The organism is Microtetraspora sp. AC03309 (assembly GCF_020826795.1).
Classification (GTDB): Bacteria; Actinomycetota; Actinomycetes; order Streptosporangiales; family Streptosporangiaceae; genus Microtetraspora; species Microtetraspora glauca.
In genome coordinates, this window is the sequence record NZ_JADDIL010000130.1 from 1 (window position 1) to 13,680 (window position 13,680).

Annotated in this window: 12 protein-coding genes; 4 read left to right on the forward strand and 8 right to left on the reverse strand. The window is 69.9% G+C overall.

Annotation, left to right across the window (positions count from 1 at the left end):
- Together IMZ11_RS40530 and IMZ11_RS40535 are read left to right on the forward strand one after the other, a co-directional pair.
- Nucleotides 1–289, forward strand: a 289-nt coding sequence (locus IMZ11_RS40530) for an S-adenosylmethionine:tRNA ribosyltransferase-isomerase (RefSeq protein WP_228648544.1), incomplete at its 5' end; no start/stop codon positions are given.
- Nucleotides 290–569: 280 nt separating this feature from the next.
- Nucleotides 570–1,127 carry a DUF11 domain-containing protein gene (locus tag IMZ11_RS40535; protein WP_228648546.1) on the forward strand — a complete coding sequence of 186 codons (558 nt, stop codon included), beginning with the start codon at nt 570–572 and terminating at the stop codon, nt 1,125–1,127.
- A gap of 50 nt (nt 1,128–1,177) precedes the next feature.
- On the opposite strand, the gene IMZ11_RS40540 is transcribed toward IMZ11_RS40535, so the two are convergent.
- Nucleotides 1,178–2,128: a 1-acyl-sn-glycerol-3-phosphate acyltransferase gene (locus IMZ11_RS40540; protein ID WP_228648548.1), complete on the reverse strand. Its 951-nt coding sequence runs from the start codon at nt 2,126–2,128 to the stop codon at nt 1,178–1,180.
- Nucleotides 2,125–2,853 (reverse strand): GNAT family N-acetyltransferase, encoded by a 729-nt coding sequence (locus IMZ11_RS40545; RefSeq protein WP_228648551.1) that lies wholly within the window; start codon nt 2,851–2,853, stop codon nt 2,125–2,127. The genes IMZ11_RS40540 and IMZ11_RS40545 overlap by 4 nt, the downstream gene beginning before the upstream one ends.
- Before the next feature lie 144 nt (nt 2,854–2,997).
- On the opposite strand from IMZ11_RS40545, the gene serB reads away from it, so the two are divergent.
- The gene (serB, locus tag IMZ11_RS40550) at nt 2,998–4,221 is read left to right on the forward strand and encodes a phosphoserine phosphatase SerB (protein WP_228648552.1); all 1,224 of its coding nucleotides are present in this window, start codon (nt 2,998–3,000) and stop codon (nt 4,219–4,221) included.
- On the opposite strand, the gene IMZ11_RS40555 is transcribed toward serB, so the two are convergent.
- The 5 genes from IMZ11_RS40555 to IMZ11_RS40575 all read right to left on the reverse strand — a co-directional run bounded on the left by IMZ11_RS40555 (nt 4,205) and on the right by IMZ11_RS40575 (nt 10,567).
- Complete coding sequence (locus tag IMZ11_RS40555) at nt 4,205–6,406, reverse strand: FUSC family protein (protein ID WP_228648555.1); 2,202 nt, start codon at nt 6,404–6,406, stop codon at nt 4,205–4,207. The genes serB and IMZ11_RS40555 overlap by 17 nt on opposite strands.
- Nucleotides 6,384–6,839 carry a histidine phosphatase family protein gene (locus IMZ11_RS40560; RefSeq protein WP_228648557.1) on the reverse strand — a complete coding sequence of 152 codons (456 nt, stop codon included), beginning with the start codon at nt 6,837–6,839 and terminating at the stop codon, nt 6,384–6,386. Before IMZ11_RS40560 ends, IMZ11_RS40555 begins: the two co-directional genes overlap by 23 nt.
- Nucleotides 6,840–7,013: 174 nt before the next feature.
- On the reverse strand, nt 7,014–9,362 hold the full coding sequence (locus IMZ11_RS40565) for a sodium-translocating pyrophosphatase (protein ID WP_228648559.1): 2,349 nt from the start codon (nt 9,360–9,362) through the stop codon (nt 7,014–7,016).
- A gap of 409 nt (nt 9,363–9,771) precedes the next feature.
- The gene (locus IMZ11_RS40570; RefSeq protein ID WP_061253912.1) at nt 9,772–10,200 is read right to left on the reverse strand and encodes an ATP-binding protein; all 429 of its coding nucleotides are present in this window, start codon (nt 10,198–10,200) and stop codon (nt 9,772–9,774) included.
- A 16-nt stretch (nt 10,201–10,216) separates the two neighbouring features.
- Nucleotides 10,217–10,567, reverse strand: a complete 351-nt coding sequence (locus IMZ11_RS40575; RefSeq protein WP_061253913.1) for an STAS domain-containing protein — start codon at nt 10,565–10,567, stop codon at nt 10,217–10,219.
- A 216-nt stretch (nt 10,568–10,783) separates the two neighbouring features.
- Here IMZ11_RS40575 and IMZ11_RS40580 point away from each other — a divergent pair, with 216 nt between their 5' ends.
- On the forward strand, nt 10,784–13,069 hold the full coding sequence (locus IMZ11_RS40580; protein ID WP_228648563.1) for a DEAD/DEAH box helicase: 2,286 nt from the start codon (nt 10,784–10,786) through the stop codon (nt 13,067–13,069).
- A gap of 191 nt (nt 13,070–13,260) precedes the next feature.
- Here the strand turns inward: IMZ11_RS40580 and IMZ11_RS40585 are convergent, their stop codons facing one another.
- Complete coding sequence (locus tag IMZ11_RS40585) at nt 13,261–13,617, reverse strand: Rv3654c family TadE-like protein (RefSeq protein ID WP_228648561.1); 357 nt, start codon at nt 13,615–13,617, stop codon at nt 13,261–13,263.
- Nucleotides 13,618–13,680: the final 63 nt, after the last annotated feature.

Genomic DNA, 13,680 nt, shown 5'->3' on the forward strand with positions numbered 1-13,680 from the left:
GCCCCGCCCCGACCTACCCCGCCCCGACCTACCCCGGCATGATCTGACGGGGCCTGATCTGACCGGCCCTGTATGGGCGGCCGAGGGGTGGACGTCGCACATCGTGACCCCATCCGAAGGCGTACGGGCGGTGGACGGGCTGCTCACGGGGCTGCACGAGCCACGCTCCAGCCACCTCATGATGTTGTCGGCCATCGCGGAGCAGGACCTGCTGTCCCGCTCCTATCGGGCCGCGCTCGACGAGGGCTACCTCTGGCACGAGTTCGGGGACACGCACCTCATCCTCTAGCGCGCCCCGCCCACAGCCCCGCACAGGCAACCAACCCCGCACAGACGACCAGCCGAACCCGAACTCCGCGCGACAACCAACCCCGGCACAGAATCTGCGCAGACGGCCGGTCCTGCACAGACAACTAGGACAAATAGCGACATTTCGCCTTTAAACCTAAATTGAGTAAAGTATCCATAAAAAAGATCTTTACGCATGATCCCAGAAGTGGTAGAAACCTTTGCGTTTACTGGGGGGCCTTTCTTCAACTTCCCCCCTTCGTCCTCTGGGAGACAAACACATGCGTCACCCGATCGCAAAGATCGCCATGCTCGCGCTGGTCGCCCCGCTCACGGGTGCCACGCTTCTCGCTACCGCGCCGGCCGGCGCCACCGCGGCGTCCGTCGCCAAGGCCGACGACCCGTACAGCGTCTTCAAGATCTCCAACGTGAAGTACACGAAGAAGGCCAAGGCGGGCTCCACGGTCAAGTACTCCTTCACCGCGACCAACACCGGTCCGCACCCCGCGGACTACTACTACATCGGCGGCATCCTGCCCAAGGGCGTCGACACCAAGAAGAAGCTCTACTGGGACGGCCCCAAGGGCACGAAGTGCGACTGGGAGGGCCGCGAGTTCTGGTGCTGGACCCCGAATGTCCTTGACGTCGACGAGAGCGACTGGCTCTACATCGAGTTCCGCCTGAAGAAGACCGCGCGTGGCGCCCAGGTGGGCGAGGTCGGCGCGATCAACTTCGACGTTCCCCACGGCGCCGAGAACCTCGACAAGAAGCGCCTCAAGGAGCTCGGCATCAAGGGCTGGATCTACACCAGGAAGATCAAGACCCAGGTCGTTCGCTAGATCGGACCTGACGGACCTTCCTCTCCGCACGCTCACGCGAGCGGCATCCGTCAGACCAGATACGGCGACCTGAGCACGGTGACGCCCGCCCGGCCCGACCGGGCGGGCGTTTCGCGTTCCATCACCCCGTGCTGCTCGGTCACGGCCGTCCGCACGTACGCCTCGGCGATCCTGGCCAGGGTTCCGCGCTCCTCCTGCCGCCTCCCCGACCGCGCGAGCCGTACCTCGGGGAACCGCGTCACCTCCACCACGAGCCTCCGCGTCGCCACCACGCGGAGGACCGAGGCGAGAAGCGTGTCATCCCCGACGTAGCACCCTCGGGTGGACGTCGCCTCACCTTCCCGGTAACGCAGCGTCACCGGCCGCACGGCCGCCCCCGCGTCGATCGCCGCCTGGAACACCGCGGGCCGGAACTCCCCCATGCCGCGCCCGCACCACGTCGTCCCCTCGGGGAACGCCGCGACCGTGTCGCCCGCGCGCAGGGCCGCGGCGACACTCCCGACCACCTCCGGCAACGCCGACAGCCGTTCCCTGTCGATGAACAGCACGCCCGACCCGGCCGCGAGCGTACGGATCAGCGGCCAGGCGCCGATCTCCCGCTTGGCGAGGGGCCGCGACGCCACGGTCGCCGCCACCACGAGCGGGTCCAGCCAGGACACGTGATTCGCCACGATGAGCGTCCCGCGGCCCTCCTCCGGCTCGGCCCCCGTCACGGGCGATCCGGCGACGAACGCGAACCCTCTCCGCACGTCCAGCCTGACGCCGAGCGCGCGGAGCAGCGCCCGCGCCCACACCGCCACGATCCGGCCCCTGCGGGCCGTACGTGCCCCTCTGGCGACGAGGGAGAGGGGGATCCCGGCGAGCAGCACGAGCGCCGCGGCGGCCAGCCGTACGGCACGGCGGACCGGGCCCGCCGTGGCCTCCGGGGGCCGCACGCACGCCTCTGGCGAGCACGGGCTCACCCGCAGCCACGGGTTGGCACCCACGAGCGGCGCGGTCACCCGAGGCCGCCGAGGAAGTGCCGCAGGTAACGCCGGTCCACCTGTGCCATGGACAGAAGCACGAAGAAATCGGCCGTGCCGAAATCCGGATCATGAGCCGGGGCACCGCACACCCACGCCCCCAGGCGCAGATACCCGCGAAGCAGCGCGGGCGGCACGAACCGCCCGGACGGCTCCACCGCCGTCCCGCCCCAGGGCTTCCGCCACGGGGTGCGCGGCCGGACGCGGTACTCCTCGGGGCCGAGGGGGACCCGGTCCACGACTTCCGCGGCCGCCACGCCGCCGTCGTCCAGGGGAATCGAGCAGCACCCGCCCAGCCAGCGGAAACCGCCGTCGACCATGTAGCGCGCGATGCCGGCCCACAGCAGGGCGACGACGGCGCCCTCACGGTGGTCGGGGTGCACGCAGGTGCGCCCGACCTCGACCAGGTCCTGCCTGATCCCGGCGAGCCCGCCGAGATCGAACTCCGTGTCGGCGTACAGCCGGTCCGCCCGGCGCGGCGGCAGCAGCCGGTACGTCCCGACCACCTCACGTCCCTCGCGGACGAGGAGGTGATCGCAGTAGGCGTCGAAGCCGTCCACGTCGAGCCCGGAGACGGGAGTGTCGAGCCGTGCCCCCATCTCCTCGGCGAACACGCGGTGCCGGAGCCGCTGGGCGGCCTGCAGGTCAGCCGCGCTCGCGGCCATGCCGACCGTGTAGCGGCCGGTGTCGAGAGAGATCGTCATGGGCGCGCGTCCTTCCCTGAAAGCGTCTCGCGACCATCACGACATGCCGAAATGACCACCGCGCCTCACGGTGAAGGCACTCAGGCGTCCGCATGGTGAACCCCATGCGCGACCACAGGCCCCGGCCAAGTAGCGTTGGCCGCGATGAACCAGCGCACGCTCCTGATCACGCTCACCGGTCCGGATCGCCCGGGAGTCACCTCGCGTCTGTTCACCGTGCTGGCCGGGTTCCCCGTGACCGTCGCGGACGTCGAGCAGGTCGTCATCCGCGGTCGGCTGACCCTCGGTGTGCTCGTCGCCTACGCGGGCGGGCCGCCCACCGGCACCGGTGGCACCCTGGGCGGCCTGTGGACCGCCGTCGAGCAGGTCGCCGCCGACCTCGACATGGAACTCGAGATCGCCACCGGCACCATCTCGAAGGAGAAGCGGCGCCGCGGCCGCCTGCACGTCACCGTGCTCGGCGCCCCGCTCACGCCCGCCGCCATGGCCGGGATCAGCGGCAGGATCGCGGCGTGCGGCGCCAACATCGACCGCATCGAACGGCTGTCGAGCTACCCCGTGACGTGCATCGAGCTCGCCGTCTCCGGCGCCGACCCGGTCGCGATGCGGGCCGAGCTGGCCGCCGAGGCCGCGCTCCAGCACGTGGACGTGGCCGTCCAGCGGTCCGGCCTGTACCGCCGCGCCAAGCGGCTCATCGTCATGGACGTCGACTCCACCCTCATCCAGGCCGAGGTCATCGAGCTGCTGGCCAGGCACGCCGGATGCCTCGGCGAGGTCGCCCGGGTGACCGAGGAGGCGATGCGCGGCGAGATCGACTTCGCCGAGTCGCTGACCCGGCGGGTGGCCCTGCTGGAGGGCCTGCCCGAGGAGATCTTCGAGCAGGTCGCCAAAGAGGTCGTCTACACGCCCGGCGCACGCACGCTCGTGCGCACGCTGAAGCGCCTCGACTACCGCTTCGCGATCGTCAGCGGCGGGTTCACCCAGATCACCGACAGTCTGGTCAAGGAGCTCGGCATCGACTACTCCGCCGCCAACACGCTGGAGGTCGTCGACGGCAGGCTCACCGGCCGGGTGATCGGCGAGATCGTGGACCGGCCCGGCAAGGCCCGCGCCCTGGAGCGGTTCGCCGCGCAGGCGGGCATCCCGATCAGCCAGACCGTCGCCATCGGTGACGGCGCCAACGACCTGGACATGATCGCCGCAGCCGGCATCGGCATCGCCTTCAACGCCAAGCCGATCGTGCGGCAGGCCGCCGACACCGCCGTGAACGTTCCGTACCTCGACTCGATCCTCTACCTGCTCGGCATCTCCCGCGAGGAGGTCGAGGCCGCCGACGCCGAGGACGGGGTCGTCACACCTCGTCACTGACCACCGGGAGATCGGTCCGATCGGCCCGGTCCGCGGTGAACGCGGCGGTGGCGTAGGCGCACAGCCGCGCCGACTCCGAGTTGAGCGAGCGCATCGCGTGGTCGACCGCCGCGGCCTGGAGCAGCGCCCGCCGGACCTTCGTCGCCCGGTCGGCCGGGGCCACGTCCAGCTCGTCCAGACGCCGCTCGGCCAGCGTGCCCAGCCACCCGGAGAGGTCGGCCAGCTTCCCTTCCACCTTGCCCCCCGACTCGTACGGCTCGCCGGCCTCCACTGCGTCCGCCGCATCCTCCAACCGGTCGGCGACCGCGTCGAGCACATCCGGAACGGGCCCCGCCTCGACCCGCTCCTCCCGCAGCACCGAGGTGACCGCGATCAGATCGTCACGGACCCGCTGCGTGAGGGACATCGCCTCCGCGACCTCCTCCGGCGCCGTGACCCCGGGCTCGTGCGCGATGTAGTCGAGAGCCTTGGAGACGGCCGTCGCCGCCTTGGACGCCTTCCTGATGGACTCCTCCGCCTTCACATCCGGCAACTCGCCCCGGCTCACCTTGGCCAGCGTCCTCGACGCCGTCGCGTGGGTCCTGAGCATCCGCGCCACCCGGTCCGCCAGGCGTACGGTCTCGCCGCGCGGCCACAGCAGGCGGGTGCAGGCCAGCGCGATGACGCCTCCGAGGAGCGTGAGACCCACCCGCGCCCCGGCGAGGCCCGGCTTCTGCGGCACCTGGAAGTCGATGAGCAGCAGCACGAACATGTTCAGGAACGTGATCCAGTACGCGAAGCGGGCGCTGGCCAGACCGAACGCGAGCAGAGCCGCGACCGTGATCAGGATCGCCAGCGGCCACCGGTGCGGCGCGACCAGCAGGACCATGGCCGCGGCGAACCCGCCGATCGCCGTCCCGAGCGTGCGCCCGCCCGCCCTCGCGATCGTCTCGCCGTACGTCGGCTGGATCGTCACCAGCACGGTGATCGCGAGCCACTGCGGGTAGGCGGGCCTGGCGAACACCACGATCAGCATGGCGATCAGGGTGCCCAGCCCGACCCGCAGCGCGTGCCGGAACCCGGGATCGTCCAAGGCCAGCCGATAGCGCACCTCGGGCGTGACGGGAGTGCCCAGCTGGGGCAGGACCAGCCGCGGCGACGACAGTTCCAGCGCGGGCCCGGCCGCCTTCTCCACCGCCGAGGCGAGCCGCTCGGCGCAGTGCTCGATCTGGCGCAGCATCACGAGGTGCAGGAGCTCGCGCTCCCCCTTCGGCCGGGTGCCCCGCAGGGCGTCGACCCGTTCCTTGAACTCGTCGATCCCGGCAGGAAGCTCCATGCCCGACTCCGGGCGGGCGAGCGCCGCCGACATCGACCGCAGCGAACGGCAGAGCGTCGTGGTCAGCGCGGAGAAGCCCACCCGCTCGTCCGCGTCCGGAACCTGGCGGTACACCGTCATGCACAGCCCCCGCAGCGTCACCGCCTCGTACAGCACCCGCCGGAAGGCGGCCACCACCGCCTCCGCCTGCGGGGAGCGGCGCTGCCAGCGATGCCGTGCGCACGACCTCCTGGCCTTCTCCAGCGCCGCGGTGGCCGTACGCCGCCGTTCGTCCCAGGCGTCCCGGTCGAGGCTCCTGTCGGCGACCGCGTCCACGAGTTCGGCCATGGACGCGGCGGTCTCGGACAAGGTGATCGTCAGTGCACGGGCGCGGCGCCACGGCCACGGCAGGGGGAGCACGACCGTGGACAGCAGGCCCCCGAGGAGCATCAGCCCCAGATGCGGGATCGGCTCGACGGGCAACGGATTGGCCGCGGTCAGCAGCAGCGCCAGCGCCGCCGTCGGCCCCATCATCGGCACCACGATGCCGAGCGCCGCGAGCGCCGGGGTCACCAGGACCAGAAGCCAGTCGTGCCCCGCGACGAGGAGGATCCCGAGCAGCGTGCCCAGAGCCAGGGCGAAGGTGGCGCCGAGGAGGCGGGCCACCCGGACGCTGCCCGGATTGCGGACGGCCCGTACGGCGACCAGCCAGGCGCCGGTGCTGATCACGGCACCGTCCTCCGGATGGCCGGTCACCAGACCGAGGATCAGCGGGACGGCCACACAGGCGCACCCGGTCACACCGAACCCGAGCGCCAGGCGAGGGTCCTCGACCTTCAGCGCACGGGCGGCCCGGCCTGCCCAGTGTTTAGGGACGGTGAGCCCGGACAAGGTTGCCGGTCCCCGGATCGAGGTCGTCCCAGTCGCCGGGGAGCTCGATCACGGCGTACGCCCCGGGAGGAAAGCCCGCGTTCCCGTCACCGGTGATGGTGAGCACGAGCTCGTGAACGCCCGGATTGTGCCCGACGAGCACCAGCGTCTCGATCTCGGGGCCGGTACGGCGGAGCAGGTCGAGCAGCTCGTCGGCGTACGCCTCGTAGATGTCGCGCTCGACCTCGATCGGGGCGTCGATCCCGAGCAACTCGGCGGTCTCCCTTGTACGGACCGACGGCGAGCAGAGCACGAGGCCGGGCTTCAGCGGCCGGATGAGGTCGCCGGCGTCGCGGGCTTCCCGCCTCCCGTGCTCGGTGAGGGGACGCTCTCGGTCGGCCAGACCCGGCACCTGCGCGGCCGTGGCGTGCCGGACGACGATCAGCGTCTTCATCGGGACGCCCACACGGCGAGCGCGACGATGACCGCGAACATCGCCAGCATGCCGAGCAGGATCAACAGGAGGCTCCGCCCGCCGGATGGCTTGTCCATGACTCCTGAGTCTAGATGCGCCGGAAAAGGAGGAGGGCCCCCCGCACCCGCGGGAGGCCCTCGACGAACAGGTGTGTCAGCTCGCCACGGTCTCCGGCGTGCGCTCCTCGTTGTTCGAGGCGATGCCGCCCGAGCGGCGCTTCGACACGACGATCGCGGCCACGACCACCACGATGGCCACGGCCGTCACGCCGACGCGCAGCGCGACGTTGTCGGCGTAGGCCACGACCGCGGGGGCGATCAACAGCGCCACCAGGTTCATCACCTTGATCAGCGGGTTGATCGCGGGACCGGCGGTGTCCTTGAACGGGTCGCCGACCGTGTCGCCGATGACGGTCGCCGCGTGGGCCTCCGAACCCTTGCCTCCGTAGTGGCCGTCCTCGACCAGCTTCTTGGCGTTGTCCCAGGCACCACCGGAGTTCGCCAGGAACACGGCCATCAGCGTGCCCGCCGCGATCGCGCCCGCCAGGTAGGCGCCGAGCGGCGCGTACCCGAAGGCGAAACCGACCGCGATGGGCGTCATGACGGCGAGCAGGCCGGGCGTGGCGAGTTCGCGCAGCGAGTCACGGGTGCAGATGTCCACGACGCGGCCGTAGTCCGGCTGCTCGCTTCCGTCCATGATCCCGGGCTTGGTGCGGAACTGCTCGCGCACCTCGAAGACGACGCGTCCGGCGGCCCGGCCGACCGCCATGATCGCCAGACCCGAGAACAGGAACACCACCGCGGCACCGATGATCAGACCGACCAGCGCGTTCGGCGAGTCCACCGAGAGGCTGAAGTTCGCGAACGAGCCCAGCGCGTCCTTGACGCCCTGGGTGGCCTTGGCCAGCTCTCCCTCGACCGCCGTACGGAACGACCCGAACAGCGCCGTGGCGGCCAGTACGGCCGTCGCGATGGCGATGCCCTTGGTGATGGCCTTGGTGGTGTTGCCGACCGCGTCGAGGGAGGTGAGCACGCGGGCGCCCTCACCCTCGACGTCGCCGGACATCTCCGCGATGCCCTGCGCGTTGTCCGAGACCGGGCCGAACGTGTCCATGGACACGATCACGCCCACCGTGGTCAGCAGGCCGGTGCCGGCCAGCGCGACGGCGAACAGCGCCACGGTCACGTTGCCGAAGCCGAGCAGGAAGGCGCCGTAGACGGCGCCGCCGATGAGCAGCGCCGAGTACACGGCGGACTCGAGGCCGACCGAGATGCCGGACAGGATGACGGTCGCCGCGCCGGTCCGCGAACTCTCCGTGATCTCCTTCACGGGACGGCGATTGGTCTCGGTGAAGTAGCCGGTGAGGATCTGGATGGCGCTGGCGAGCACCAGGCCGATGATCACGGCACCGATGGCGATCAGGCGCGGGTCGGAGCCGAGCCCGGCGATCTCCTTGCTCACCCCGGACAGCTCGCTGAAGCTGGCGGGCAGGTACACGAACGCCGCGCCGGCCACCAACACTGCGGAGATGGCGGCGGAGATGAAGAAGCCGCGGTTGATCGCGGCCATCCCGTTGCGGTCGCCGCTGCGCGGCGCGGTGGTGAAGATGCCGATGATCGCCGTGATGACACCGATCATCGGGACGATCAGCGGGAACACCAGGCCCTCGGTGCCGAAGGCCGCCTTGCCCAGGATCAGGCTGGCGACCAGCATGACCGCGTACGACTCGAACAGGTCGGCCGCCATGCCGGCGCAGTCGCCGACGTTGTCACCGACGTTGTCGGCGATGGTGGCCGCGTTGCGCGGGTCGTCCTCGGGGATGCCCTGCTCGACCTTGCCGACGAGGTCGGCGCCGACGTCGGCGGCCTTGGTGAAGATGCCGCCGCCGACCCGCATGAACATGGCGAGCAGCGCGGCGCCGAAGCCGAAGCCCTCCAGCACGCTCGGGGCATCGCCCTTGTAGATCAGCACGACGATCGCGGCGCCGAGCAGACCAAGGCCGACGGTGAACATGCCCGCCACGCCGCCGGTGCGGAAGGCGATGCGCATCGCGGCCTTCTCACCTGGCGTGATGCCCTCTCCTCCGGCCTGCGCGCCCCTGGCGGCGGCCGCGACACGGACGTTGCCCCGGACGGCGAGCCACATGCCCGTGAAGCCGGTCAGCGCGGAGAACACCGCGCCCACCACGAAGAAGACCGAGCGCCCCACGGCCACGCTCGTCGAACTGGACGGCAGCAGGAACAACAGGAAAGGAATGATGACGACGAAGATGGCAAGTGTCCGGAACTGCCGCGTGAGGTACGCGGCGGCACCTTGCTGTACGGCTTTCGCGATGTTCTGCATTCGCTCGGTGCCTTGCCCCGCGGCGAGCACTTCGCGGACGAGACCGCCCGCTACGGCGAGAGCGATCAGGGCCACCGCGGCGACCACAACGACGAGTGTGAGATGGGAACCGCTCAGGGATACCGCTGCGCCTTCGTCAGCGGCAAAATAGGCAGACATCCGTCCTCCTCGGCCAGACGGGTTCTGGAGTCCGCGCGAACAACGAAGAAATGCGCTGCTATCCACGCCGACTCGTATGTCCCGGACGGCGCTGCTGTCAATGGTTTCGGCGGGCCGAGCGGCGCCTTCCGGGTGGTTGGCAGTGCCGCTTCCGGTTGCATCCGCAATACCTTGGCCGGTGCGGGGAGTCTACGCAGCGAGACGGCGGATATGAAGGCCCTTTCGCCAGCTAATCCTGATGGCGTTCAGGAATAACGGGATCTTTGCCTGGCCACGCTGCTTCCTTGACCTCATGTCATCCGAATTACGACAGACGGGAATACAGAGTTTCGGGCGTCCGAATATCGGGGAGGTTGAGCAGCATAAAAAGATCGAGCGCCGCCCCCTACAGGGAGGCACTCGATCTCGATCAGACCGCGGCTACGCCGTTGGGCGACGCGGGCCAGCTCATGCGGATGCGCATGCCCTTGGCGCCGGACGACACCTCGACGTCGTCGGCCAGACCCGCGATGACCGCGATCCCGAGGCCGGGCATCTCTGGCACGAGGGTCCCGTCCGTGGGGATCACGGGTTGCTGGAGGTCGTCGCTGGGAGCGACGTCGGTGACGGTGACCTCGAAGCGTCCCGAGTCGTCGCGCAACTCGATGACGATCGGCTCTCCCGGGCAATGGACGCGATGCGCCTCCACTGCCCGCGAGCACGCCTCTCCGACGGCGAGCCGCACCTCGTCCAGCAGCGCCTCCGACACGCCGGTGCGCCGGGCGATGGCCGTGGCGACCAGCCGTGCCGTACGCACGTGGGCCGGGAGTGCGCTGAACGTCAGCTCGACGGTGGCCATGCTGGCTCCTCGGCCGTCACTTGTCTCGGCCGTGGGCTTCCTTCGCCTCGTCCACCGAGGCGTAGATCCCGAAGACCTTGGTGAGACCGGTGATCCGGAAGATCTTCAGGATGCGTTCCTGCGTGCAGACGAGCTCCAGGGAGCCGTCGTGCGCCCGCACCCGCTTGAGCCCGCCGACCAGCACGCCGAGCCCGGTGGAGTCCAGGAAGTCCACCTTCTCCATGTTCACAAGGAGGTGGAAGTTGCCCTTGTTGACCAGGTCGATCAGCAGCTCACGCAGTCTGGGCGCGGTGTAGACGTCGATCTCACCTTCGACATCGACGATGGTGAGGTTGTCCTCGGAATGGTGGTCCAACTTCAGATCCACAGATCCTCCAGCGCCTTGCATGCGTAGGTCCTCGATGGAGGTCGTGCATCCTGGAAGCCCGAAAGCCCCAGAAGAACGACCCCGACGCGCGGCATTCAACCACGCTACGACTCCGTGTCTATACGAAATCCCGACTCCGAGCGACTCTCCCCACAGATGCCATAGTGGAAACCAGTGACTTCGTCTACCTCACCTTCACGTCGGACAGGCCCTCTCCTGGCACGGCTGCTCTCGGCACCGTCGCGCAGCGGGCGGGTCACGCATGTCGAGCACGTTCCAGCACGTCAGGCGGGCCAGGCCGGCTGGCCGGAGTGGGCTCCGGACGTGCTGGTGAGCCGATTGGAGAACCAGGGCATATCGGGCCTCTGGCAACACCAGCTCGACACCGCCGAGCACGTTTGGCGTGGCCAAAACGTGATCATTGCCACTGGCACCGCCTCGGGAAAATCTTTGGCCTACCTGCTCCCGGCCGTGGCCGACGTCCTGGCAGGCGGCACCGTGCTCTACCTGACACCGACGAAGGCACTCGCCGCCGATCAGCTCCGCGCGGTCAGGGCGCTGCGACTGGCCCAGGTCAGGGCGGCCACCTTCGACGGTGACACTCCCGCGGAGGAACGTCCCTGGGTACGGCAGCACGCCAACTATGTCCTGACGAATCCAGACATGCTGCATCGGTCGATGTTGCCGGGCCATGCCCGCTGGTCCTCGTTCTGGCGACGGCTCCGGCTGGTGATCGTCGACGAATGCCACGGATACCGCGGCGTCTTCGGCTCGCACGTCGCCCAGATCCTGCGCCGCCTGCGGCGGGTCTGTGGGAAGCACGGCTCCCGCCCCACCTTCCTGCTGGCGTCGGCCACCGCGAGTGACCCCGCCCTGGCGGGAACACGCCTGACGGGCCTTGAGATGGCCGAGGTGACCACGGACGCCTCGCCCCGGGGTTCCGCCACCTTCGCGCTCTGGGAGCCGCCTCTGACGGACCTGCGGGGCGAGAACGGCGCGCCGATCCGGCGCACGGCCACCGCCGAGACGGCCGACCTGCTCACCGACCTCGTCGTCGAAGGGGTGCGAACGCTGGCCTTCGTCCGGTCCCGCCGGGCCGCCGAGACCGTCGCGCTCACCGCGCGGAGGAATCTCGAAGAGATCTCCCCCGATCTGCCGTCCCAGGTGGCGGCCTACCGGGCGGGTTACCTGTCCGACGACAGGCGGGCGCTGGAGAAGTCGCTGCGGTCGGGTTCGCTGATGGGCCTGGCCACCACCAACGCCCTGGAACTCGGTGTCGACGTGTCCGGGCTGGACGCCGTGCTCATCGCCGGCTGGCCGGGCACCCGCGCCTCGCTCTGGCAGCAGGCGGGACGGGCCGGGCGGGCGGGACAGGACGCCCTCGCCGTGCTCGTGGCCCGGGACGACCCGCTGGACACCTACCTCGTCCACCATCCGGAGGCACTGTTCGGCCGGCCGGTGGAGGCCATCGTGCTCGATCCCGACAATCCGTACGTGCTGGCTCCTCATCTGTGCGCGGCCGCCGCGGAGATCCCGCTGACCGAGCAGGATCTGGAGGTCTTCGGCCCCGCCGCACCGGACGTCCTCGACGACCTGGTGGACAGGGGGATGTTGCGGAAGCGCACCACCGGCTGGTTCTGGACCAGCCGGGGACGCGCCTGTGATCTGGCCGACATCCGCGGCGCGGGAGGCGCTCCGATCCAGGTCGTGGAGGCTGCCACGGGACGGCTCCTCGGCACCGTGGACGAGCCGTCCGCCCACATGACGGTCCACTCCGGGGCGGTGTACGTCCATCAGGGCGAGACGTTCGTCGTGGACCTGCTCGATCTCGACTCCGACGTCGCCCTGGTCACGGCGGCCGAACCCGACTACACCACGTACGCGAGAGACATCACGGATATTCGGGTGGCCGAATCGATCCGTATGCAGCCTTTCGGGCCGGGCGAGTTGCATTTCGGATCCGTGGAAGTGACCCAGCAGGTCGTCTCGTACATCAAGCGGCGCACCCAGACCGGCGAGTCCCTCGGCGAGGAACCGCTGGACCTGCCACCTCGAACGCTGCACACCCGGGCGGTCTGGTGGACACTGCCCGACCTCGCGCTCGCGCCGCTGATGGCTGACACCGACGGCAAGCCTGTGGACCTCGGTGGTGCGGCTCATGCCGCGGAACACGCCTCCATCGGCCTGCTCCCCCTGTTCGCGACGTGTGATCGATGGGACATCGGCGGCGTCTCCACGCAACTCCACCAGGACACCGGTCTGCTGACGGTCTTCGTGTACGACGGCCATGACGGCGGGGCGGGCTTCGCCGAACGAGGCTTCGCCCGCGCCGTCGACTGGCTCTCCGCCACCCAGGAGGCCATCGCCTCCTGCGAATGCGAGCAGGGCTGTCCGTCCTGCATCCAGTCGCCCAAGTGCGGCAACGGCAACGAACCCCTCGACAAGGCCGGCGCGCTCCGCCTGCTCGGCATCCTGCTCGGCTCGGACACCCGCCCGGAGTGATCAGGGCCTGGATTGATCAGGACTCAGCCGATCATGGCCCTGGGCAATCACAGCCCTAGGCAGTCACGGGTCGGGCAGTCACGGCTCCGGGCAGGTACGGCTCCGGGCAGGTACGGCTCGGGCAGTCACGGCTCGGGCGGTCACGGCTCCCGGGCCATCCCAGCCTTTGGTAGCGATCAAGGTGCCGTGGGTCAAGGTGCCGTGACGGGTCCCGCGCGGGCGAGAGCCGTCGCCGTCCCGACACCCGCGATGGGCAGGACACGCGGCACCGTGACGGCGACAGCGACGTCCACGATGCCGTCTGAGAGCGCGCAGGAATCCATCCGCGCGCCATTGGCCATCGCCACCATGTCCGCACGCCGGCATGCCCCTTCCGGCGCGGAGAAGGCGTGTGCTGCCGCCGCCAGGGCGCTGAGATCGGCCGCGCTCTGCGCCCGATGGCGCGCCACCCTCACCGCTCCGACCTGAAGCACCGCCAGCGCGACGACCCACACCACGGCCATGAGCGTGACCATCCAGACCGTGGCCGACCCCCTCTCCCGAGCCACTCTTTCCCTCAATCTCCTCACGCCGTCTCCCCCGCCCCCACACCGTTTCCGCCGTCCCCACAC